The sequence below is a fragment of the Pseudomonas fluorescens genome, from assembly GCF_004683905.1.
Lineage (GTDB): Bacteria > Pseudomonadota > Gammaproteobacteria > Pseudomonadales > Pseudomonadaceae > Aquipseudomonas > Aquipseudomonas putida_A.
Genome location: NZ_CP038438.1, coordinates 116,758 through 140,426, shown reverse-complemented (window position 1 = coordinate 140,426; position 23,669 = coordinate 116,758). Strand labels below are relative to the sequence as shown.

Sequence of the window (23,669 nt, the reverse complement as noted above, 5' to 3'; positions counted from 1 at the left end):
TTAGCGGGCCGACTCATACTTGAAAAACACACAACTAAAAATAATTAAAAATAAACTTGTTAAGTTATTTGACGATGTATTAGCTTTTCCTCGCCGAGCAGGTTCTACCTGCAAACACGGCACGGCTCTGCAGTCATCCAATAGCTTTGGCAAATATTCGCCAACGCATGGTCGAGAGCCTTTCATGCACTTTGCAAACTTTCATTAATCCGAATGAGGCCCGCGTTCGCCAATAGAAAACATTTCAAACTTATCAAGTCCGTGTTGATGCACTGAACGAGCAACTCCCTCTATTCCAATAACACCGAGGTTCGCCATGATGCCAACTAAAGAACAACTCGCCCTGAAAAAAGCGCAATTGAGCGTTCACCCGATCTTTACCGAAATCGATTCGCTATCGGTACTGCGCCGGTTCATGGAGTCTCACGTCTTCGCCGTGTGGGATTTCATGTCGCTGACCAAACGCCTGCAGCAGGAACTGACCTGCACCCGCCTGCCATGGCTGCCGCCACGCGATCCGCATGCTGCGCGGCTGATCAACGAGATCGTGCTTGGCGAAGAGTCGGATGATCGTCCCGCCCACGGCCATTACAGCCATTTCGAGCTGTACCTGGACGCCATGCGCGAAGTCGGTGCGAGCACCACGGCGGTCGAACGGTTTGTCGCGCTGCAACAGGAAGGCGTGAGTTACGACGTCGCCCTGCAAAGCGTTGAGGTTGATCCGGCAGCGGCGAAATTTGTGCGCGAGACGCTGCACACCGCGCTGCACGCACCGGGCCACAGTGTCGCCGCCGCGTTCCTGCATGGCCGCGAAAGCGTAATCCCGACGATGTTCCAGCGCATCCTCGATGACTGGGGGATCGGCATCGAACAGGCACCCACCTTTCGCTATTACCTGGAGCGCCACATCGAGGTCGACTCCGAAGATCACGGCCCGGCGGCAGAGCAACTGCTCGAGCGCCTGGTCGATGGCGATCCGCAGCGTGAAGCCGAGGTCTACGCCAGCGCCATCGCGGCCGTGGAAAGCCGCATCGCCCTGTGGGACGGCCTGCGTCTGAGCATGCGTGAACCTTTGGCGGAGGTGGCCCAATGAACGCCGCCGACTATCAATCCTTCGCCGACGCCTGGGAAACCCGCGCCACCATCCGCACCCGGCCACGGCGTGTTCTGGAAGACGATGAACGCCTGATCTATCCGCTGAGCCGCCAGCCCCTGGTGCTCAGCGAAACCTTCCTGCGCGAGTGCCCGCAGCAGCGTGATTTTGCGTTGGTGCAGACGCTGTACAAGTTCATCAACGACGTGGTGATTTTCGAAACCGAAATCGTCGACCAGACCGCCCGCGCCATCGCCAAGAATCGCTTCGCCGTGCCGTTCCCGTTCGCCTGTCGCTACGACGCCATGACCGTGGTGGTGGACGAGGATTACCACGCGCTGGTGGCGATGGACTTCATGCAGCAGACCGTAGCCATGACCGGCATCGAGCCGATCGAACTGCCCACTGAAATCGAATTGAGCCGGGCAATTCCTGCCGCTGTGGCACTGGCGCCCGAACACCTGCGCAGCGCGGTGGAACTGATCTGCGTGGCCATCGCCGAGAACACCGTGACTGGTGACGTCGCCGCATTCGCCCGGGACGACACGGTCAAGCCGTCGATCAAAGGGCTGATGGCCGATCACCTGCTCGACGAGGGCCGGCACTCCAGTTTCTGGGCGCGCATGGTGCGCATCTATTGGCACACCGCCAATGACGCGGACCGGGAAACCATCGCGCAGATCCTGCCGGTGTTCATCGGCCATTACCTGACCAACGACATCCAGAAGTCCTTCGATCTGCGCCTGATCGACGCCTTGCCGGTCAGCGAGGCAGTGCGCCGCTCGCTCAAGGACGAAATGGCCGGGTTGGCCTTCCCGATCAATCGCCACCATCCGCTGGTGGGCAACATCGTGCGGTTTTTCCACAACAGCTCGCTGCTCGACACGCCCTGCGTGCAGCACGCCCTGCGTGACTATCTGGTTTGATGAGGAGGCCGACATGAGACGTCTCGACATTTTATTGATTGGCGCCAGCCAGGCCATGACCGACCTGGTGCAGGAACTCGAACAACACGGCCACTCCTTGCGGCGCAGCGGCGCGGCGCAATCGCCGGTAGACCTGATCATCGACGATGGCTTCATCGGCGCCGGTGATTTCTGCGCCATCCCGCACTTGCATCTGCGCCTCGGTATCGCTGCGCAGCGCCTTAGCGGTTTACCGACGCTCGACCTGTTGTGCTTCCTCGGCTCGTCACTGATCAGCCGTGTGCCGATTGGCGATGAGCCGTCCGGCAATGGTCAGGCACTGCGCCAGCGAGTGCTGACGCAGGTGGTAGACGAAGTCGCGCTGCTGGTCAGCCGTTTCTCCCGCGATGCCGAGTATTTTCAGCAGGCATTGCCGGCCACGGCGCCGGACTTTGAACAGGTGGAGGACCTGTCGTTTCTCGACAGTCTGGCTTACGTCCATCGCCTCAACGCCACGACGCATCCGGCATTGTTGCAACAGGCGCAGACGCCGTTGATCGAACGCCTGCAACGCAGCCTGATCGAACACGCCGAGCGACCGGCGCTGCACCTGGCCGAGCACTCGCTCAGCTACCGCCAGTTGCACGCGCACAGCCGTGCGATCCAGCAACGTCTGCAGCCACTGCTAGAGCAGCATCCGCAGCCGTGGATCGTGGGTATCTGCCAGCCGAAAAGCCCGGCGCTGTTCGCCTCGATTCTGGCGGTGCTCGGCAGTGGCGCAGTGTATCTGCCGCTCGAGCCGAGTCATCCTTTGCAGCGCCAGCAATACATCCTGCAAAACGCCGGCGCGGTGTTGTTGCTGCACGACGGCGAGCATCCGCTCGGTGAGTCGATGCCCGGGTTGGATGTCAGTCATATCGACAGTGCCGACGCGGATCTCAGCCAACCGTTGATGCGTCAACGGCCGACGCTTGAAGCACCGTGCATGGCGCTCTACACCTCCGGCACCACCGGGCATCCGAAGGGTGTACTGCTGAGCCAGGCGAACCTCGCGCACTTTACCGCGTGGTACGCCGATTACGTGCAATTGCGCGCCGAAAGCCGGGTGTTGCAGTTCTCTTCGCTGAGCTTCGACTCATCGCTGATCGATATCTTTCCGACGCTGCTCGAAGGCGCCGAACTGGTGGTGCCCGATGACACTCAACGCCGCGATCCGCTGCAGTTGGTGGCGTTGATCCGCCGCCGGCAACTGACCCACGCGTTCCTGCCGCCGGCGCTGTTGAGCATCCTGCCGCTGGAGCATTTGCATGGCGTCGAAGTGATGACCGGCGGCGACGTCTGCGAGCCCTTCGTCATCGAGCAACTGACCCGTCAGGGCAAGCTGCACAACCTCTACGGCCCCACCGAAGCGACGGTACTGATTACCGCTCGCCAGCTCAAACCGGGTGACAGCAACCGCACTCTTGGCGCACCGATTGCCAACAGTCAGGTGCTGATTCTCGATGACGATCTGCAACCGGTGCCGGATAACACCGTCGGCGAATTGTTCATCGTCGGCCCCGGCGTTTGCCTCGGCTATCTGAACAATGCGCAGCAGACCGCCGAGCGCTATCTGACCCTGCAACTGCCGCACGGTGAGACCTTGCGCGCCTACCGCAGCGGCGACATGGCCAAGTGGGGCGAACATGGCATCGAGCTGTGCGGACGACGCGACAATCAGGTGAAGATTCGCGGTTTCCGGGTCGAGCCGGAAGAGATCGAGCGCTGCCTGCGCGAGAGCCAGTTGTACCGTCAGGTGGCGGTGGTGATCGACAGTCAGCGGCGGATTCTGGCGTTCCTCGCCCAGCCGCAATCGGACGCTGCCCGCGATCTGTTGAAGGCGCATGCCCAGCAGTTTCTGCCGGACTACATGCAACCGGTGGCGTGGACTGAACTGGCGCAGATGCCGTTCGCCAGCAACGGCAAGGTCGACCGCAAGGCGTTGCTGGAGCTGCCGGTGAGCGTGCAGGACAGCGGCCCGAAATGCCTGCCGGCAAACGCTGACGAAGCGTTGCTGCTGGAGATCTGGGCGGAACTGCTGGAGTTGCCGAGCAGCGATATTTCCACCGACGAAAGTTTCTTCAATCTCGGTGGGCATTCGATTCTGCTGTCGCGGATGTTGCTGCGCTTGCGTGAGGAGTTCGGGCGCAGCATCTCGATCAACCGCTTCATCGAATTACCGACCATCATCAAACTCGCGACGCTGGTGCGCGGTACCGATGACAGCGCGGTGCTCAGCGCCCAGGCCATGGCCGACGCCGAACGCCCGCTGAACATCGAGCCGCTGCCGATCAGTCGCCTGGGCGATGTGCACAAGGTGATCGTCACCGGCGCCAACAGTTTTGTCGGCGTGCACATCGTCGAAGCGCTGCTCGGTTGGGGCGCCAGCGAAGTGGCGTGTCTGGTGCGTGATGGTGGCGGGCAAACGGCGGCGCAGCGTTTTGCTCAGGCATTGCGCGAGAACCGTCTCGAGCACCTGGATCTGAGTCGGGTGCGGATCTATTCGGCAGACCTCACCCGCCCGCAACTGGGCCTGACCGACGACGATTATCAGCGCCTCGATCGCGAGTTCGGCGCACTGGTGCACAACGCCGCCAACGTCAATCACGTGCTCGATTACGAGTCGCTGGCAGCGGATAACGTCGAGCCGATTTTCGAGCTGCTGCGCCTGTGTGAAGGACGCAGCAAAAAGGTCTTCAACTTTGTCTCGACGCTGTCCGCTTCAAGCACCGTCGATAGCGAAGGCCGAGTGCTCGAATTGCCCGCCGCGCCGACTCCGCCGATTTACATCCGCAACGGCTACAACCTGTCGAAGTGGGTCGGCGAACGCGTCCTCGAACGGGCGCGCGAGCGGGGGGTGTGGGTCAACCTGTATCGCCCCGGCAACATCAGTTTCAACAGCCTGAGCGGCGTCTGCCAGCCGCACAAAAACCGTTTGATGCTGATGCTCAAAGGCTCGATCCAGCTCGGTCAGGTGCCGGCCTTTGCGCTGAATTTCGACCTGATGCCGGTGGACTTTCTAGCGCGTTTCATCGCCTTCCACGCCAGCCGTTATTCGACCGAGCACGCGGTGTTCAACCTGCACAACCCCGAACCGCTGAGTTGGGATGCCTACGTCGCCTCGTTCCGCGAAACCGGCAGCGAATTCTCGCTGGTCAGCGTCGCCGACTGGCAGCAGCAACTGGGCCGGGTCGACACCGACAACGCGCTGTTTGGCGTGCTCGGTTTCTACCTCAACGGCTTCGAGGAGGACATTGGCGACATCTCCCTTATCGGCCACGCCAACGCCGAAGCCGGCGTGCAACAGATGGGCGCGCACTACCCGGAAAAATCCCCGGCGCTGCTGCGTCGCGGCTGCGATTACCTGAAAGAAATCAACTTCATCTGATTCATCCAAAAAAGGAGCAACACCATGAGCACTCTGCAACCGGACACCCTGATCAAAAACCCTCACGGCTGCCATGTCATCTCTTCGGTGGAAGTGCCGGCGGACGCGGCGCAGGTCTGGGCGGTGGTCGGCAATTTCGCTGGCTTCGACCGCTTCATCCCGGCGCTGTCGCACATCGAAATGACCGGCGAAGGCGTGTCCTCGCTGCGCAAGAAATGCTTCAAGGACGGTAACGTGGTGGTCGAACAACTCAACTCACGCGATGAGCAGGCACGGGCCATGACCTGGACCACGATCTACAACACGCTGGGCGTGGCGAATTTGTGGGCGGCGATGAACGTGGAATCTTTGGGGGCGGGCAAGTCGCGGGCGACCTGGACGATCATTGCCGAGCCGGCTTCAGGTGGGGAGGAGGTGCTGCCGGGGTTCAAGGATTTCGTGCAGGGGTTCGCCGATGATGCGATGGGGAATGTGCTGAAGCTGTTTGTCTAAGGCTTCGGTTTGGCAGTGACTGATCTGCCGCAATCGCGAGCAGGCTCACTCCTACAGTTGGAATGCGTTCCCCTGTAGGAGTGAGCCTGCTCGCGATCAACGATAACGCGGTCTCGAATCTGAAAATCAGATCTTGAAGCTATCGACCAACTGCTTCAACCGATTCGCCTGCTGCGACAACGCATCACAATCCTTCAACGTTTCATTGAGGTTGGCGACGCTCTGCTGGTTCAGCAGGTTGATCTGGTTGACGTCGACGTTGAGGGTTTCCACCACCGCCGTCTGCTCTTCGGTTGCAGCGGCCACCGACTGGTTCATGCCGTCGATTTCACCGATGCGCTGGGTCACGCTGACCAGGCGCAGACCGGCCTGATTGGCCACTTCCACGCTCTCTTCGCTGGACGCCTGACTGGCGTTCATGGTGGTCACCGCTTCACGCGAACCGACCTGCAAGGAGGTGATCATCTTGTGGATCTCTTCCGCCGATTCCTGGGTGCGATGCGCGAGGTTACGCACTTCGTCCGCCACCACCGCAAAACCGCGCCCGGCTTCACCGGCACGGGCCGCTTCAATCGCCGCGTTGAGTGCCAGCAGGTTGGTCTGCTGCGAGATGCCTTTGATCACATCGAGGATGTGGCCGATGTTGTCGGTGCTGGCATTCAGGGTTTCGATCTGGGTGCATGACAGGCTGATCTTCTGCGACAGCTCGGTCATCGCCTGAATGGTCTGCTCGACCACCTGACGACCGTCATCGGCCTGCTCGCTCGCGCCGCTGGCGTGCTGCGAAGCGTCGGCGGCGTTGCGGGCGATTTCCTGAGTGGCGGCGCCCAACTGGTTGATCGCGGCGGCCACACTGTTGGTGCGCGCGCTTTGTTCGTCGGAACCGATGATCGAGGCGTTGGACGAGGCCATTACCCGTTGCGACAGGTCGTGCACATGACGGGTAGCCGAGGACACTTCGGAAATCGACGCGTGAATGCGCTCGACGAACTGGTTGAACGCGCTGCCCAGTTCGGCGAACTCATCCTTGCCTGCCACGACCAGACGCCGGGTCAGGTCGCCTTCGCCTTGAGCGATGTCCTGCATCGCGCGGCCCATGGTGGTCAGCGGACGCATCAGGACGTTGATCAGCAGGCTCAGCAGCAGCGCAATCGCCGCGACCGCGACGAACATCGCGATCAGCGCCGAAGTACGGAACTGGCTGAGGGCGGCGTAGGCCTTGTCACGATCGATCGACAGCCCGATGTACCAGTCGGCATTCGGCAAACCGCTGACCGGGGTGAACGACAGGATGCGTTCCTGGCCGCTGAGCACCACGTTCTGGTTGCCCTTCTCGATGCGCACGCCGGCGTTCGGGTAGATGTCCTTGAGGTTCTTCATCACCTGGTCTTTGTCCGGGCTGACGATCACTTGGCCGTCACCGCTGACCAGGAATGCGTGGCCGAGGCCACCGAAGTCCACCGAGTTGATGATCTTCACCAGGGTTTCCAGGCTCAGGTCACCGCCGACCACACCCAGCAGTTCGCCATTCTTTTTCACCGGCATGGCGATGGTCACGACCAGACCACCGACCGCCGCCATGTATGGCGGGGTCAACATGGTTTTGTCGGCGACCACGGCCTGCTTGTACCAAGGGCGCTGACGCGGGTCGTAGCCGTCGGGCATCTTCGCGTCAGGGCGCTGGGTGAATACTCCGTTGGCCTGACCGACGTAGGTGAACTGGAAGTTCGAGGTAAAGGCCGGTTGATCGACCAGCCCCGGGAAGTCGGCGTCCTTGCCCTGATGGGCAACGTTCTGCGCGAGGTTTTCCAGCACCAGAATTCGCCCGCTCATCCAGTTCTGCACGCTGCTGGCGGTCAGATCGCCGGCCTGCTGTACGGACGACTGGAGGTTCTGGCGAATGGTGTTGCGCTGCAGATAGTCGTTGTAGAGGGTGAACAAAGCGAAAGCCAGGACCACGACGCCCGAGGCGGCCAACAGGATTTTATGGCTGAACTTGAGATTCATTTCATGGGACTTCTTATGCAAAAGTGGGGATGCGTTCCGGGATGCAACATTCCATGTACAGCGCAGGCGGCGTTCTGACGGCCGCTCTACTTTGGTGCACGCATGTCTCACCAGTCTGTCGGCACCATTCACGGAAATCTTAGGGCTGCGTGGGAAATGGCCTGCATTTCTGTCAGATTCCCGCCGAACGGCGTGCCAGAGCGTTCGCCACGAAGTTTTTTTGCTGGTTCTCCGAGCAGAGGTTGCAAAATTCGCAGCCCCCGATAAAAATGCGACTAATTATCATTTGTGACGTTCGGGCTGTCGCGTTCATGTCCTCACCTGAGTTTGCAGTGCAGGCGCTTTACAGGAGTCATCACGGCTGGCTCAACGCCTGGCTGCGGGCGCGGCTGGGCAATGCCGCGGATGCCGCAGATCTGGCCCAGGACACCTTCGTCCGCCTGTTGCAGCGCAGCGAACGCCTGGAACTCAAGGCGCCTCGCGCATTTTTACGCACCATCGCCCGTGGCCTGGTGATCGATCATTGGCGTCGTGAAGAAATCGAACGCGCCTATCTCGAAACCATCGCCCATTTGCCCGAAGCCGAAACCCCAAGCGCCGAAACCCGCGCGCTGGTAATCGAGTTGCTCGAGAGCATCGCGCGCATGCTTGAAGGCTTGCGACCGAAAGTGCGTCAGGCGTTTCTGCTGGCGCAGTGCGAAGGTTTGACCCACAAGCAGATCGCCGCGCAGATGGGCTTGTCACTGCGCTCCGTCGAACGTTACGTCGCCGATGCGATGTATCACTGCTACGTGTTGCGGTACGCAAGTTGATGCCTGTGGATAACAACTCAGTCGCGCGCCGCGCCGAGCCGCAGCAACAGGTGGTCAAGCAAGCCATCCACTGGTTGCTGCGGCTGCGTAACAACCATGGCAATGCGCGCCTGAGTCATCAGTGCGACGCGTGGCGCGCCGAACATCATGAACATGAACTGGCCTGGCAGCGCGTGCAGTCGCTGCAGGCGGAATTGAGCCATAACCTGCGCGCAGTGCCCGGCGCGCACGTGGCGTTCAATACGCTGGAAAACAGTGCGCAAGGGCTGGGGCGGCGACAAGCCTTGAAGCTGCTGTCTGGCGCGGTGCTGATGGGCTCCGCGGCATGGCTGGCCAAGGACACCTCCGTGTGGCAGCAGTGGCGCGCTGATTACGCTACGGCGACCGGCGAGCGTCGCGGGTTCCAGTTGCCCGACGGCACGCGGATCGAGCTGAACACTGCCAGCGCAGTGGATCTGGACTACACCGCGCAGCAGCGGCTGATCAAACTCACTCGCGGCGAAATCATCGTCACATGCGGCGGTAACGATGAAGGCGCGACGTTCAACCGGCCACTTCGCGTGCAAAGTCGTCATGGCATTTATGAGCCGATAAAAGCCCGCTTCATCCTGCGTCAGGACAGCGATTGCACACGGCTCACCGTCAGCTCAGGGAGCGTCGCCATTCGCAGCGGCGCAACCTCCGTCGAGGCGCTCGCCGGGCAGACCTATCTGATCGATCACCATCAGGTGCGCCCGGCACTGCCACTGAGTATGGAGGCGGGTGCGTGGGTCGACGGTTTGATCGTCACTCGCAACATGCGCCTGGGCGATTTCCTCAATGAAGTCGGACGTTATCGGCAGGGCTTCGTGACGTGCGCGCCGCAGGTGGCGGACTTGCGCCTGTCCGGAGTGTTCCGCCTGGAGGACACCGACACGCTGCTGGCCATCCTGCCGCAGACCCTGCCGGTGCAATTGCGTTATCGCACCCGATGGTGGGTCACACTCGAGGCGGTGGCCTGAAATTATTTTGGCGGGTTTTCGCGACAAGTCCGGCTTGGTCAGTAAGCACTTCAACTCAGCCTTTGCGACTTGCCACGGAAACCGACAATGACTGTCCGCCTCACCTGTAAGAAACCGCTGAATTTCACTGCCGAATCGGGCCTGCTGCGCCACGCCGTTCGCGCCGCCCTGCTGTCCACCGTTCTGGGTGCCGGTGCGCTGCCCGGCCTGAGCGTCGCCGCCCCTGCCAGTGAAGCGAGCAGTCATCGCTACAGCATCGGCGCCGGCCCGCTGGGCGAAGCGCTGAACCAGTTTGCCCGTCAGGCCGGCATTACCCTGGCGATGACTCCGCAGCAAACGCAGGGACAACAGTCTCCGGGCGTACAGGGCGAATATTCAACTGATCAGGCGTTGAGCCATTTGCTCAGCGGTTCGGGCCTGGAAGCAGTCAGCCAGGACGGCAGCAGCTACGTCCTGCGTCCAGTCAGTGAAACCGATGCGCTGGCTCTGCCAACCACCGATATCAAAGGTTTCGCCCTCGGCAACGCACTCGGCAGCATGGAAGGCTATAACGCCACCCACAGCCAGATCGCCACCAAGACCAGTACCGCGTTGCTGGAAACTTCGCAAAGCGTTTCCGTGGTCACCCGCGAGCAAATGGACGATCAAGGCTCGCAGACCGTCTCCCAGGCGATGCGTTATACCCCCGGCGTGCTGACCAACCCTTACGGGGCGACCCATCGCTACGACTATGTGGCGATGCGCGGCTTCAACGATGGCTCGGTGGATAACATCTACCTCGACGGCCTCAAGTCGATGGGCGACAGCGGGACCTACAGCACCATGCAGGTCGATCCGTATTTCCTCGAGCGCGTGGATATTCTCAAAGGCCCGTCGTCGGTCTTGTATGGCCGCAGTTCGCCCGGTGGCCTGGTGGCGCTGACCAGCAAAAAGCCGTTGTACGAGGCCTATCATCAGGTTCAGGCCACGGTCGGTACCCAAGGTCAGCGCGGGGTCGGGTTTGACTTCAGCGGCCCAGTCGATGACGACAAGCGCATTGCCTATCGTCTGACCGGTTTGTCGGATCAGTCCGACACACAATTCGACCACAACAAGGAAAAACGCTTCGCCCTCGCCCCGACCCTGAGTATCGATTTCACTGAAGACACCTCGCTGACACTGCAGGCGTATCTGCAGCACGATCCGGATGGCGGCTACCACGGCGGCGTGCCGGCGGACGGGACGATTCATCAGCGCAACGGCAATCGCATCTCGCCGCACTTCTTCGAGGGTGAGCCGAGGATTGATGGCTACTCGCGGGATCAGCAATCGTTCGGCTATCAGTTCGAACATCGCTTCAACGATGTCTTCACGGCGCGGCAGAATTTCCGTTACCTCGACTCCAAGGTCAACATGGATCAGGTCTACGCCTACGGCTGGACGACGCCAACCAGCAACGAACTGAACCGCTACTACACCGGCGGCGATGAACGTCTGCATGCGTTCATCGTCGACAACATGCTGCAGGCCGAATTCTTCACCGGTGCCACCAAGCACACCGTGTTGATGGGCGCCGACTATCAACGGCGCAAAACCGTGGTCGACTGGACCAGTGGCGGCCTGGCCCCGATCAACGCGTTCAACCCGGTCTATGGCAACTCGGCGATCGATATGTACGGCGACACCAGTTACCTGCGGCGCCTGGAGCAGACCGGGGTCTACCTGCAAGACCTGATCGAGATGAACCAGTGGCGGTTCTCGGTGGGCCTGCGTCAGGACTGGGTCGAGACGTCGGATGAGAACCGTATCGCCGAAGCGGGCCGTCCGGTCGGTACTGAAATCAATGACCGTCGCACCAAACTGACCGGCCGTGCTGGCGCGTTGTATCTGTTCGATAACGGCCTGGCGCCGTACATCAGCTACTCCGAGTCGTTTAACCCGAACTCGTATGCCGACAGCGCTGGCAATCCTCTGCCTCCGACCGATGGCACACAGTGGGAAGTCGGCCTGAAGTATCAACCGCCGGGCACCGACAACCTGTTCACCGCCTCGCTGTTCCGGATCGATCAGGAAAATCTGGCGACCAAGCTGCCTCAGGAAAACTTCTACCGCGCGGTAGGCGCTGTCCGCTCGCAAGGCCTGGAGCTGGAAGCGCACATGCAGTTGACCGACAACCTGAAAGTGCTCGGCAGCTATACCTTCACCGATATCGAGTACTCGAAGTCGATGGTCAGCACCTTGAGCACGCCGACCGATGTGATCGAGAACAAGGGCAACTCGCCAACTCAGGCACCGCGGCACATGGCCTCGTTGTGGGCCGACTACAAATTCGACAGTGCGGCACTCGACGGCCTGCGCCTGGGCGGTGGTGTGCGTTATGTCGGTTACAGCTGGGCGGATGCGGAAAACACGCTGAAGGTACCTGCCTACACCTTGTTCGACGCATCCATCGGTTATGACCTGGGCAAGGTCGGCTTGAAGGGCGTCGACGTGCGCCTGAACGCGAACAACCTGACCAATGAATCCTACGTAGCCTCCTGCGCGAGTCTGAACTTCTGCTACATGGGCGAAGAGCGCAACGTCGCCGCCACGGTCAGCTACCAGTTCTAAACCTTTGCCTTGTGCATAAAAAGGCCAGCCCCTGTTTTCAGGGGCTGGCTTTGTCGCTTCTGTGGGGAAATTCTCATGCGCGCATTGTTGGTGTTGTTGCATCGCTATATCGGGCTGGCAACAGCGGTATTTTTACTGCTGGCCGGGATCACCGGGAGCATTCTGGCGTTTAATCATGAGCTGGATGAGTGGCTGAATCCGAAGTTCTACGCGGCCTCATCTGAGGGGCAAAGATTGCCTCCCGGGGCGTTGGTCGACGCTGTGCAGACCACGCATCCGAAGCTGCAGGTCTGGTACATGGAGTATCCGGACGAGTTGGGGCATACCGCGCTATTGGCAGCTGTTCCACGTAAGGATCCGGCGACGGGCAAACCGTTTGATGAGCGCAATCAGGTGTTCTACCTGGACCCGGTGAGTGCCGAGCAGAAAGGGCAACGTTACTGGGGCGAGTGCTGCTTTTCCCGGGAGAACTTCATTCCGTTCATTCTTGAGTTTCATTACAACTTGACGCTGCCCGGAAACTGGGGCTTGTGGTTGATGGGGCTGGTTGCCAGCGCCTGGGTGATCGATTGTTTCATCGCGCTGTGGCTGACGTTTCCTCGTGGCAAGCCGTTCTGGAAAAAGTGGTCGGCGGCCTGGAAGATCAAGGGCGGCCACGTTTATCGACTCAACTTCGATCTGCATCGGGCCGGTGGATTGTGGCTGTGGTTGTTGTTGCTACCGATTGCGGTCAGCAGTGTCGCGATGAACTTGCCCAGTCAGGTCTTCAAACCGGCGGTGTCGCTGCTTTCACCGATCGAGCCGAGCGTTTATGAGGCTCGAGGGCGAATGCCTCCATCTGAGTTGGGGGTGACACAGTTGAGTTATCAACAGGCGTACGAAAGGGCATTGGTCGAGGGGAAGAGGCTAGGACTGACAGCGGCGATCGGGGAGTTGTATTACAGCTTTGAGTACAACTTCTACGGCGCAGGACTCGGGCATCACGACACTGAAGCGCATGGCAAGTCCTGGTTGTTTTTTCACGGTACTGACGGGCGATTATTAGGTCAGGAAATTGCCGGACAAGGGACACTGGGGGAACGGTTTTACCGCTTGCAACTACCGATACATGGCGGACGGATCATCGGCTTCACCGGGCAAGTGATCATCGCGGTATTGGGGGTTGTGATTGCGGGGCTGTCAGGGACTGGCGTCTACATCTGGTGGCGCAAGTGGCAGGCCCGGCGCATCAGCAAGGCTCGCAAAGCGGCCTGAGTTTTGGGAGCCCTGAAGAGAGTGTCAGATTTTTTGTGTGCGGGCCGGTAATGGCCTGCCGTCAGGCAGGCCTTCATTTCACCAGTTCGGCCTGATGAATCGGTCTCCATATAAAACCGCAAACTGATTCATGGCGCTTTTCCAGTCATGGGCGGCGCTGCCCCAGTTGGCGGTGATGTTTTTCAGCGCCAGCCAGATCAGTTTTGTCGCCGCCTCATCGGTTGGAAAGTGGCCTCTTGTCTTGATGATCTTGCGTAACTGCGAATTGATGCTTTCGATCGCGTTGGTGGTGTAGATCACTTTGCGTATCGCGGGTGGGAACACGAAAAATGGGATAACCCGCTCCCAGGCGCGTCTCCAAGCCGCCGCTATCGTCGGATACTGCTTGCCCCACGGCCCCGCTTCGAAGGCGTCCAGAGCCTGTTCGGCGACATCGGCATTGAGAGCTTGATAAATCGGCTTAAGGGCCTTGGCCAGTTCACGGCGCTTGTCCCACGCCGCGTAATCAAGGCTGTTGCGGATCAAATGGACGATGCATGTCTGCAGCGTTGTCTCTGGAAACACCGCACTCAAAGCCTCCGGCATACCTTTGAGCCCGTCAGTTACCGCGATCAGCACGTCTTCGACGCCCCGGGTTTTGAGGTCATTGAAGACCTTCATCCAGAACTTGGCACCTTCAGTGTTCTCGATCCAGATCCCCAAAATATCTCGGGTCCCATCCGGCAGCACGCCCAGAGCCAAGTAGATGGCCTTATTGCGAACCACGCCTTCGTCACGGATCTTGACCCGCAGAGCATCGAAGAAAATGACCGGATACATGGGCTCAAGCGGGCGTTGCTGCCAGGTACTGACTTCCTCCAGAACCGCATCGGTGACGGAGCTGATGAAGTCATGAGAGACATCTGTGCCGTACTGTTCCGAGAGGAAAGCACGAATCTCGCGAACGCTCATGCCACGGGCATACATGGCGATGATTTTGTCGTCGAAACCCGTGAAACGGCGCTCGTGCTTGGGGATCAGGATCGGGGCGAAACTGCCGTCGCGGTCTCTGGGAATATCCAGACGCAACGGGCCGTCTTCGGTCAGCACGGTCTTGCTGCTTCTGCCATTACGCTGATTACTCGAATCCTCAGGGCGCTCCGCGCCCTGAGGATAACCAAGGTGGTGCCCCATCTCGGCGCCAAGGGCTCGCTCGATCAGCGCTTTCTTAAACGCCATCGCGGCATCCTGAATAGCGTCGGCACTCATCGGGCCGCTGACGAACTGGTCGATCAGCTCTTGGGGAATGGAAGGAAGGTCACGCTGGGCCTCTCGGGCCGGTTTCTTTTTGGTCGGCATACATGCACCTCTGCGACATGTTATGCCCGAACACAAAATTTATGACACTCCCGCCCTGAAACGACAAAACCCCTGTCTGCGTTAGCAGACAGGGGTTCTGGAATTTAATCTTGACGATGACCTACTCTCACATGGGGAAACCCCACACTACCATCGGCGATGCATCGTTTCACTTCTGAGTTCGGGATGGGATCAGGTGGTTCCAACGCTCTATGGTCGTCAAGAAATTCTGTATCTGGCCCGTCAACACGGTAACGTGCCAGCAAAATCGGTGACTTCTACTAAAAAACAAAACCCCAACTGCTTTCGCAATTGGGGTTTCGGAATTTAATCTTGACGATGACCTACTCTCACATGGGGAAACCCCACACTACCATCGGCGATGCATCGTTTCACTTCTGAGTTCGGGATGGGATCAGGTGGTTCCAACGCTCTATGGTCGTCAAGAAATTCGGGTACTGACTCGTGACCGGTTGGCCTCGCTTCAGCAAATCGGGTATGTGATACAGGTGTTTGTGAGCATCGCGAACTTTCGGTTCATTGCGTCTTCACACACCGCAATCTGGTCTCTTTCGAGCATGCAGATTGCTTGGGTGTTATATGGTCAAGCCTCACGGGCAATTAGTATTGGTTAGCTCAACGCCTCACAGCGCTTACACACCCAACCTATCAACGTCGTAGTCTTCGACGGCCCTTCAGGGAACTCAAGGTTCCAGTGAGATCTCATCTTGAGGCAAGTTTCCCGCTTAGATGCTTTCAGCGGTTATCTTTCCCGAACATAGCTACCCGGCAATGCCACTGGCGTGACAACCGGAACACCAGAGGTTCGTCCACTCCGGTCCTCTCGTACTAGGAGCAGCCCCTCTCAAATCTCAAACGTCCACGGCAGATAGGGACCGAACTGTCTCACGACGTTCTAAACCCAGCTCGCGTACCACTTTAAATGGCGAACAGCCATACCCTTGGGACCGGCTTCAGCCCCAGGATGTGATGAGCCGACATCGAGGTGCCAAACACCGCCGTCGATATGAACTCTTGGGCGGTATCAGCCTGTTATCCCCGGAGTACCTTTTATCCGTTGAGCGATGGCCCTTCCATACAGAACCACCGGATCACTAAGACCTACTTTCGTACCTGCTCGACGTGTCTGTCTCGCAGTCAAGCGCGCTTTTGCCTTTATACTCTACGACCGATTTCCGACCGGTCTGAGCGCACCTTCGTACTCCTCCGTTACTCTTTAGGAGGAGACCGCCCCAGTCAAACTACCCACCATACACTGTCCTCGATCCGGATAACGGACCTGAGTTAGAACCTCAAAGTTGCCAGGGTGGTATTTCAAGGATGGCTCCACGCGAACTGGCGTCCACGCTTCAAAGCCTCCCACCTATCCTACACAAGCAAATTCAAAGTCCAGTGCAAAGCTATAGTAAAGGTTCACGGGGTCTTTCCGTCTAGCCGCGGATACACTGCATCTTCACAGCGATTTCAATTTCACTGAGTCTCGGGTGGAGACAGCGCCGCCATCGTTACGCCATTCGTGCAGGTCGGAACTTACCCGACAAGGAATTTCGCTACCTTAGGACCGTTATAGTTACGGCCGCCGTTTACCGGGGCTTCGATCAAGAGCTTCGCGTTAGCTAACCCCATCAATTAACCTTCCGGCACCGGGCAGGCGTCACACCCTATACGTCCACTTTCGTGTTTGCAGAGTGCTGTGTTTTTAATAAACAGTCGCAGCGGCCTGGTATCTTCGACCGGCATGAGCTTACGGAGCAAGTCCTTCACCCTCACCGGCGCACCTTCTCCCGAAGTTACGGTGCCATTTTGCCTAGTTCCTTCACCCGAGTTCTCTCAAGCGCCTTGGTATTCTCTACCCAACCACCTGTGTCGGTTTGGGGTACGGTTCCTGGTTATCTGAAGCTTAGAAGCTTTTCTTGGAAGCATGGCATCAACCACTTCGTCACCTAAAAGGTAACTCGTCATCAGCTCTCGGCCTTAAGATCCCGGATTTACCTAAGATCTCAGCCTACCACCTTAAACTTGGACAACCAACGCCAAGCTGGCCTAGCCTTCTCCGTCCCTCCATCGCAATAACCAGAAGTACAGGAATATTAACCTGTTTTCCATCGACTACGCTTTTCAGCCTCGCCTTAGGGACCGACTAACCCTGCGTCGATTAACGTTGCGCAGGAAACCTTGGTCTTTCGGCGTGGGTGTTTTTCACACCCATTGTCGTTACTCATGTCAGCATTCGCACTTCTGATACCTCCAGCAAGCTTCTCAACTCACCTTCACAGGCTTACAGAACGCTCCTCTACCGCATCACTTGCGTGATACCCGTAGCTTCGGTGTATGGTTTGAGCCCCGTTACATCTTCCGCGCAGGCCGACTCGACTAGTGAGCTATTACGCTTTCTTTAAAGGGTGGCTGCTTCTAAGCCAACCTCCTAGCTGTCTAAGCCTTCCCACATCGTTTCCCACTTAACCATAACTTTGGGACCTTAGCTGACGGTCTGGGTTGTTTCCCTTTTCACGACGGACGTTAGCACCCGCCGTGTGTCTCCCATGCTCGGCACTTGTAGGTATTCGGAGTTTGCATCGGTTTGGTAAGTCGGGATGACCCCCTAGCCGAAACAGTGCTCTACCCCCTACAGTGATACATGAGGCGCTACCTAAATAGCTTTCGAGGAGAACCAGCTATCTCCGAGCTTGATTAGCCTTTCACTCCGATCCACAGGTCATCCGCTAACTTTTCAACGGTAGTCGGTTCGGTCCTCCAGTCAGTGTTACCTAACCTTCAACCTGCCCATGGATAGATCGCCCGGTTTCGGGTCTATTCCCAGCGACTAGACGCCCTATTAAGACTCGCTTTCGCTACGCCTCCCCTATTCGGTTAAGCTCGCCACTGAAAATAAGTCGCTGACCCATTATACAAAAGGTACGCAGTCACCCAACAAAGTGGGCTCCCACTGCTTGTACGCATACGGTTTCAGGATCTATTTCACTCCCCTCTCCGGGGTTCTTTTCGCCTTTCCCTCACGGTACTAGTTCACTATCGGTCAGTCAGTAGTATTTAGCCTTGGAGGATGGTCCCCCCATATTCAGACAAAGTTTCTCGTGCTCCGTCCTACTCGATTTCATGACTAAGAGACTTTCGCGTACAGGGCTATCACCCACTATGGCCGCACTTTCCAGAGCGTTCCGCTAATCTCAAAGCCACTTAAGGGCTAGTCCCCGTTCGCTCGCCACTACTAAGGGAATCTCGGTTGATTTCTTTTCCTCAGGGTACTTAGATGTTTCAGTTCCCCTGGTTCGCCTCTTGCACCTATGTATTCAGTACAAGATAACCATCTTATGATGGCTGGGTTCCCCCATTCAGACATCTCCGGATCAAAGTCTGTTTGCCGACTCCCCGAAGCTTTTCGCAGGCTACCACGTCTTTCATCGCCTCTGACTGCCAAGGCATCCACCGTATGCGCTTCTTCACTTGACCATATAACCCCAAGCAATCTGGTTATACTGTGAAGACGACATTCGCCGAAAATTCGCAAAACTCTTAAGAGTCACTCACAAATTTTACCTTAGCCTGATCCGTTACCAGTGAAAGTAACGTTCAGTCTATCTTTCTATCACATACCCAAATTTTTAAAGAACGATCTAATCAAAAGACTAGAAATCAGCATTCACCATCACAGCGATGGAATGCTCATTTCTAAGCTTTCAAACTTCAGAAGCAGTGGTGGTGGAGCCAAGCGGGATCGAACCGCTGACCTCCTGCGTGCAAGGCAGGCGCTCTCCCAGCTGAGCTATGGCCCCGTATTTCTACAGGTTTCCCACACAAAAATTGGTGGGTCTGGGCAGATTCGAACTGCCGACCTCACCCTTATCAGGGGTGCGCTCTAACCAACTGAGCTACAGACCCAATTTCGGGCTGCTTCTATCGTCTTCTTCAATGAATCAAGCAATTCGTGTGGGAACTTATGGAGCAGCTGATGTCGTCGATTAAGGAGGTGATCCAGCCGCAGGTTCCCCTACGGCTACCTTGTTACGACTTCACCCCAGTCATGAATCACACCGTGGTAACCGTCCTCCCGAAGGTTAGACTAGCTACTTCTGGTGCAACCCACTCCCATGGTGTGACGGGCGGTGTGTACAAGGCCCGGGAACGTATTCACCGCGACATTCTGATTCGCGATTACTAGCGATTCCGACTTCACGCAGTCGAGTTGCAGACTGCGATCCGGACTACGATCGGTTTTGTGGGATTAGCTCCACCTCGCGGCTTGGCAACCCTCTGTACCGACCATTGTAGCACGTGTGTAGCCCAGGCCGTAAGGGCCATGATGACTTGACGTCATCCCCACCTTCCTCCGGTTTGTCACCGGCAGTCTCCTTAGAGTGCCCACCATAACGTGCTGGTAACTAAGGACAAGGGTTGCGCTCGTTACGGGACTTAACCCAACATCTCACGACACGAGCTGACGACAGCCATGCAGCACCTGTCTCAATGTTCCCGAAGGCACCAATCCATCTCTGGAAAGTTCATTGGATGTCAAGGCCTGGTAAGGTTCTTCGCGTTGCTTCGAATTAAACCACATGCTCCACCGCTTGTGCGGGCCCCCGTCAATTCATTTGAGTTTTAACCTTGCGGCCGTACTCCCCAGGCGGTCAACTTAATGCGTTAGCTGCGCCACTAAGAGCTCAAGGCTCCCAACGGCTAGTTGACATCGTTTACGGCGTGGACTACCAGGGTATCTAATCCTGTTTGCTCCCCACGCTTTCGCACCTCAGTGTCAGTATCAGTCCAGGTGGTCGCCTTCGCCACTGGTGTTCCTTCCTATATCTACGCATTTCACCGCTACACAGGAAATTCCACCACCCTCTACCATACTCTAGCTTGCCAGTTTTGGATGCAGTTCCCAGGTTGAGCCCGGGGATTTCACATCCAACTTAACAAACCACCTACGCGCGCTTTACGCCCAGTAATTCCGATTAACGCTTGCACCCTCTGTATTACCGCGGCTGCTGGCACAGAGTTAGCCGGTGCTTATTCTGTCGGTAACGTCAAAATTGCAGAGTATTAATCTACAACCCTTCCTCCCAACTTAAAGTGCTTTACAATCCGAAGACCTTCTTCACACACGCGGCATGGCTGGATCAGGCTTTCGCCCATTGTCCAATATTCCCCACTGCTGCCTCCCGTAGGAGTCTGGACCGTGTCTCAGTTCCAGTGTGACTGATCATCCTCTCAGACCAGTTACGGATCGTCGCCTTGGTGAGCCATTACCTCACCAACTAGCTAATCCGACCTAGGCTCATCTGATAGCGCAAGGCCCGAAGGTCCCCTGCTTTCTCCCGTAGGACGTATGCGGTATTAGCGTTCCTTTCGAAACGTTGTCCCCCACTACCAGGCAGATTCCTAGGCATTACTCACCCGTCCGCCGCTGAATCCAGGAGCAAGCTCCTTTCATCCGCTCGACTTGCATGTGTTAGGCCTGCCGCCAGCGTTCAATCTGAGCCATGATCAAACTCTTCAGTTCAAACATCTTTGGGTTTTTAAGAAACCCTAAACTTGGCTCAGCAATCGTTGGTTACATCTTTGATTTCTCGCGGAGTAACTTGTGATGCTGATAATCTTGTTGACTATCAGTCTGACTCCACAAGCACCCACACGAATTGCTTGATTCAGTTGTTAAAGAGCGGTAGGTTAAGATCTTTCGTCTCAACCGAGGCGCGCATTCTACAGCAGCCTCATTTGCTGTCAAGTGATTATTTTCAGAAGTTTTCGAAGATTTCTTCAACAACTTCAACCACTTGCGCTTCCGATCTCTCGTTAGCGGGAGGCGAATTCTACAGCGTTACACGCTGCTGTCAACACCTCTTTTTCTCCGCTTTCGACCGAGAAGATCGAACCGTCAAAAGAGCCAAACATCACCGCTCTTTCAACTCCTTCCAGGCTTCGATGAACTGAAGCAAGTCGCCGTCGAAAACTGCGTAACTCATTGAATCTCAAGGAGTTTTCCGTTTCGACTGCGCCGGAAGTGGGGCGAATTATAGACCTCCTGAATCTGCCGTCAACCGTTAATTTCAGTTTTCTTTCAACAACTTACAGATCGGTTAAAAAACGCACAAATCCATCTATATATAGACAGAAAACAGCCTTCTTCTATATAGAAGCGATACTCAAAGCACTCCATCAGCCTTGAGTGCCTCTACCGCGCCAGCGCCCAGACCCAGCACCCGCTGCAAAACCTCCAACGTATGCTCGCCCAATAAAGGAGGCGCGCGAAGGTACTCGACCGGCGTCTGCGACAGCCGGATCGGACTCGCCACCTGCGGGACCATCCCCGCCAATGCGTGCGGAAGCTCTATCGCCAACCCACGCGCCTTCACCTGCGGATCCTCAAACACTTGGGACAGATCATTGATCGGCCCACACGGCACACCCGCTTGCTCCAGCTGAGCCACCCATTCGGCGGTAGTCTTGAATACCGTCGCCTGGCGGATCAGAGGAATCAACACCGCGCGGTTAGCCACCCGCAGCTTGTTAGTCGCGAATCGCGGATCGTCCGCCCACTGCGGCTGGCCCGCCACCTCGGCAAACTTGCGGAACTGGCCGTCATTGCCAACGGTAAGAATGAAATCACCGTCGGCCGTCGGGAAGTCCTGATAAGGCACGATGTTCGGGTGTGCATTACCCAGACGCTTCGGCGCATTGCCGGTAGTCAGATAGTTCATCGCCTGATTCGCCAGACATGCGACCTGCACATCCAGCAAAGCCATATCGATGTGTTGCCCGCCACCGTCGTGATCACGATGAGCCAGCGCCGCCAGTATCGCCACGGTCGAATACAGCCCCGTAAGAATGTCCGTCAGCGCCACTCCCACCTTCACCGGCCCGGCGCCTTCATCACCTTCAGGGCGACCGGTCAGGCTCATCAACCCGCCCAGCCCCTGAATCATGAAGTCATAACCCGCACGCTTGGCATACGGCCCGGTTTGACCGAAGCCAGTGATCGAGCAATAGATCAGATCCGGATTGATCGCCTTCAGCGACTCGTAGTCCAGCCCATAGGCAGCCAGCCCACCGACCTTGAAGTTCTCGATCAGAATGTCCGACTTCGCCGCCAGCTCCCGTACCAGGTTCTGCCCTTCAGGCCGAGTGAAGTCGATCGTCACCGATTGCTTGTTGCGGTTGGCCGACAGGTAATAGGCCGCCTCGCTGGTGTTTTCCCCATAAGCATCCTTAAGGAACGGCGGCCCCCAGGCGCGCGTATCATCGCCATTGCCCGGGCGCTCGACCTTGATCACCTCGGCGCCAAGGTCGGCGAGAATCTGCCCGGCCCACGGCCCGGCCAGCACGCGCGATAAATCCAGTACCCGCAGATGCGACAGCGCGCCCATGGTCGCTCTCCTGTTAATAGAACGCCTGCAGACCGGTTTGCGCGCGACCGAGGATCAGCGCGTGAACGTCGTGAGTACCTTCATAGGTATTCACCACTTCCAGGTTGACCAGATGACGGGCCACACCGAACTCGTCAGAGATACCGTTACCACCCAGCATGTCACGGGCCATGCGAGCGATATCCAGCGACTTGCCACAGGAGTTGCGCTTCATGATCGAAGTGATTTCGACCGCGGCAGTGCCCTCATCCTTCATGCGACCCAGGCGCAGACAGCCTTGCAGCGCCAGAGTGATCTCGGTCTGCATGTCGGCCAGCTTCTTCTGAATAAGCTGGGTGGCAGCCAATGGGCGCCCGAACTGCTGACGATCAAGGGTGTACTGGCGAGCGGTGTGCCAGCAGAACTCGGCAGCGCCCAATGCGCCCCAGGAGATGCCATAGCGTGCGGAGTTAAGGCAGGTGAACGGGCCTTTCAGGCCGCGCACGTCCGGGAAGATGTTTTCTTCCGGCACAAACACGTTGTCCATGACGATTTCGCCGGTGATCGAGGCGCGCAGGCCGACCTTGCCGTGAATCGCCGGAGCGCTCAAGCCCTTCCAGCCTTTCTCCAGGACGAAGCCACGGATGTCGCCGGCATCGTCCTTGGCCCAGACCACGAACACATCGGCGATCGGGCTGTTGGTGATCCACATCTTGGCGCCGGTCAGGCTGTAGCCGCCGTCGACTTTGCGCGCACGGGTGATCATCGCGCCCGGGTCGGAGCCGTGGTTTGGCTCGGTCAGACCGAAGCAGCCGATCCATTCGCCGGAAGCCAATTTCGGCAGGTATTTCTGTTTCTGTGCTTCAGTGCCGAATTCGTTGATCGGCACCATCACCAATGAGGACTGCACACTCATCATAGAACGGTAGCCAGAGTCGACACGCTCGACTTCGCGAGCAATCAGCCCGTAGCTGACGTAGTTCAGACCGCTGCCACCGTATTGTTCAGGGATGGTCGCACCGAGCAGACCGACTTCGCCCATTTCGCGGAAGATTGCCGGGTCGGTTTTCTCATGGCGGAAAGCTTCAAGCACGCGTGGCGCCAGGCTCTGCTGAGCGAATTGGGCGGCGGTGTCGCGGATCATGCGCTCCTCTTCGGTGAGCTGTTGATCCAGCAGCAGGGGATCGATCCAGTTGAAGCTAGCTTTACCGCCCATGAGTGAGTCCTCGCAAATCGGTGAATTAACGTGGCATTGATCCTAGGCCCGGTTGGCCAGCGCGGCAAACGAGGATTTCGCATCCTGTTGTGCTAATTTCTCACTCCGAAACGTCGCTGAATGCCTTTTATGCGGCGCATTAGTGAGGTTGAC

12 protein-coding genes, 2 tRNA genes and 4 rRNA genes are annotated in these 23,669 nt (G+C 57.8%); 8 read left to right on the top strand and 10 right to left on the bottom strand.

Annotated features, from left to right (window positions below):
* Positions 1-316: 316 nt before the first annotated feature.
* Genes E4T63_RS00690 through E4T63_RS00675 form a run of 4 tightly spaced genes read left to right on the top strand, consistent with a single transcriptional unit; the run spans position 317 to position 5,917 of the window.
* Positions 317-1,093: a DUF3050 domain-containing protein gene (locus E4T63_RS00690; RefSeq protein ID WP_135294688.1), complete on the top strand. Its 777-nt coding sequence runs from the start codon at positions 317-319 to the stop codon at positions 1,091-1,093.
* The gene (locus E4T63_RS00685; RefSeq protein ID WP_135294687.1) at positions 1,090-2,019 is read left to right on the top strand and encodes a diiron oxygenase; all 930 of its coding nucleotides are present in this window, start codon (positions 1,090-1,092) and stop codon (positions 2,017-2,019) included. Before E4T63_RS00690 ends, E4T63_RS00685 begins: the two co-directional genes overlap by 4 nt.
* Before the next feature lie 13 nt (positions 2,020-2,032).
* Positions 2,033-5,425, top strand: coding sequence for a non-ribosomal peptide synthetase (locus tag E4T63_RS00680; protein ID WP_135294686.1), 3,393 nt, complete (start codon positions 2,033-2,035; stop codon positions 5,423-5,425).
* Positions 5,426-5,449: 24 nt separating this feature from the next.
* Positions 5,450-5,917, top strand: a complete 468-nt coding sequence (locus E4T63_RS00675; RefSeq protein WP_135294685.1) for an SRPBCC family protein — start codon at positions 5,450-5,452, stop codon at positions 5,915-5,917.
* A gap of 126 nt (positions 5,918-6,043) precedes the next feature.
* Here E4T63_RS00675 and E4T63_RS00670 read toward each other — a convergent pair whose 3' ends face one another.
* Positions 6,044-7,924 carry a methyl-accepting chemotaxis protein gene (locus E4T63_RS00670; protein WP_135294684.1) on the bottom strand — a complete coding sequence of 627 codons (1,881 nt, stop codon included), beginning with the start codon at positions 7,922-7,924 and terminating at the stop codon, positions 6,044-6,046.
* Between the two features lie 311 nt (positions 7,925-8,235).
* Here E4T63_RS00670 and E4T63_RS00665 point away from each other — a divergent pair, with 311 nt between their 5' ends.
* The 4 genes from E4T63_RS00665 (at position 8,236) to E4T63_RS00650 (ending at position 13,580) form a co-directional block, all read left to right on the top strand.
* Positions 8,236-8,736 carry a sigma-70 family RNA polymerase sigma factor gene (locus tag E4T63_RS00665; RefSeq protein ID WP_134785116.1) on the top strand — a complete coding sequence of 167 codons (501 nt, stop codon included), beginning with the start codon at positions 8,236-8,238 and terminating at the stop codon, positions 8,734-8,736.
* Positions 8,736-9,737 carry a FecR domain-containing protein gene (locus tag E4T63_RS00660; RefSeq protein ID WP_134785115.1) on the top strand — a complete coding sequence of 334 codons (1,002 nt, stop codon included), beginning with the start codon at positions 8,736-8,738 and terminating at the stop codon, positions 9,735-9,737. Before E4T63_RS00665 ends, E4T63_RS00660 begins: the two co-directional genes overlap by 1 nt.
* Positions 9,738-9,824: 87 nt before the next feature.
* Positions 9,825-12,326 carry a TonB-dependent siderophore receptor gene (locus E4T63_RS00655; protein WP_135294683.1) on the top strand — a complete coding sequence of 834 codons (2,502 nt, stop codon included), beginning with the start codon at positions 9,825-9,827 and terminating at the stop codon, positions 12,324-12,326.
* 75 nt (positions 12,327-12,401) lie between these two features.
* Positions 12,402-13,580 (top strand): PepSY-associated TM helix domain-containing protein, encoded by a 1,179-nt coding sequence (locus E4T63_RS00650; protein WP_135294682.1) that lies wholly within the window; start codon positions 12,402-12,404, stop codon positions 13,578-13,580.
* A gap of 78 nt (positions 13,581-13,658) precedes the next feature.
* On the opposite strand, the gene E4T63_RS00645 is transcribed toward E4T63_RS00650, so the two are convergent.
* From E4T63_RS00645 to E4T63_RS00600, 9 genes are all read right to left on the bottom strand, one after another.
* Positions 13,659-14,918: an IS256 family transposase gene (locus E4T63_RS00645; protein ID WP_098964685.1), complete on the bottom strand. Its 1,260-nt coding sequence runs from the start codon at positions 14,916-14,918 to the stop codon at positions 13,659-13,661.
* A 108-nt stretch (positions 14,919-15,026) separates the two neighbouring features.
* Positions 15,027-15,142 (bottom strand): 5S ribosomal RNA (rrf, locus tag E4T63_RS00640).
* 107 nt (positions 15,143-15,249) lie between these two features.
* Positions 15,250-15,365, bottom strand: a 5S ribosomal RNA gene (gene rrf / locus E4T63_RS00635).
* A 153-nt stretch (positions 15,366-15,518) separates the two neighbouring features.
* Positions 15,519-18,410: ribosomal RNA gene (locus tag E4T63_RS00630) — 23S ribosomal RNA — on the bottom strand.
* Between the two features lie 247 nt (positions 18,411-18,657).
* A tRNA-Ala gene (locus E4T63_RS00625) sits at positions 18,658-18,733 on the bottom strand.
* 29 nt (positions 18,734-18,762) lie between these two features.
* Positions 18,763-18,839, bottom strand: a tRNA-Ile gene (locus E4T63_RS00620).
* Positions 18,840-18,920: 81 nt separating this feature from the next.
* A 16S ribosomal RNA gene (locus E4T63_RS00615) occupies positions 18,921-20,457 on the bottom strand.
* Together the 16S, 23S and 5S rRNA genes with 2 tRNA genes alongside form the textbook arrangement of a ribosomal RNA operon.
* A gap of 643 nt (positions 20,458-21,100) precedes the next feature.
* Positions 21,101-22,321, bottom strand: a complete 1,221-nt coding sequence (locus tag E4T63_RS00605; protein WP_098966520.1) for a CaiB/BaiF CoA transferase family protein — start codon at positions 22,319-22,321, stop codon at positions 21,101-21,103.
* Between the two features lie 13 nt (positions 22,322-22,334).
* Positions 22,335-23,516, bottom strand: a complete 1,182-nt coding sequence (locus E4T63_RS00600) for an acyl-CoA dehydrogenase (RefSeq protein WP_003220420.1) — start codon at positions 23,514-23,516, stop codon at positions 22,335-22,337.
* Between the last annotated feature and the right edge of the window lie 153 nt (positions 23,517-23,669).

Excerpts from the sequence above, each read along its gene's own strand:
- E4T63_RS00690 (WP_135294688.1), top strand. The coding sequence starts at position 317 with ATGATGCCAACTAAAGAACAACTCGCCCTGAAAAAAGCGCAATTGAGC.
- E4T63_RS00685 (WP_135294687.1), top strand. The coding sequence starts at position 1,090 with ATGAACGCCGCCGACTATCAATCCTTCGCCGACGCCTGGGAAACCCGC.
- E4T63_RS00680 (WP_135294686.1), top strand. The coding sequence starts at position 2,033 with ATGAGACGTCTCGACATTTTATTGATTGGCGCCAGCCAGGCCATGACC.
- E4T63_RS00675 (WP_135294685.1), top strand. The coding sequence starts at position 5,450 with ATGAGCACTCTGCAACCGGACACCCTGATCAAAAACCCTCACGGCTGC.
- E4T63_RS00670 (WP_135294684.1), bottom strand. The coding sequence starts at position 7,924 with ATGAATCTCAAGTTCAGCCATAAAATCCTGTTGGCCGCCTCGGGCGTC.
- E4T63_RS00665 (WP_134785116.1), top strand. The coding sequence starts at position 8,236 with ATGTCCTCACCTGAGTTTGCAGTGCAGGCGCTTTACAGGAGTCATCAC.
- E4T63_RS00660 (WP_134785115.1), top strand. The coding sequence starts at position 8,736 with ATGCCTGTGGATAACAACTCAGTCGCGCGCCGCGCCGAGCCGCAGCAA.
- E4T63_RS00655 (WP_135294683.1), top strand. The coding sequence starts at position 9,825 with ATGACTGTCCGCCTCACCTGTAAGAAACCGCTGAATTTCACTGCCGAA.
- E4T63_RS00650 (WP_135294682.1), top strand. The coding sequence starts at position 12,402 with ATGCGCGCATTGTTGGTGTTGTTGCATCGCTATATCGGGCTGGCAACA.
- E4T63_RS00645 (WP_098964685.1), bottom strand. The coding sequence starts at position 14,918 with ATGCCGACCAAAAAGAAACCGGCCCGAGAGGCCCAGCGTGACCTTCCT.
- E4T63_RS00605 (WP_098966520.1), bottom strand. The coding sequence starts at position 22,321 with ATGGGCGCGCTGTCGCATCTGCGGGTACTGGATTTATCGCGCGTGCTG.
- E4T63_RS00600 (WP_003220420.1), bottom strand. The coding sequence starts at position 23,516 with ATGGGCGGTAAAGCTAGCTTCAACTGGATCGATCCCCTGCTGCTGGAT.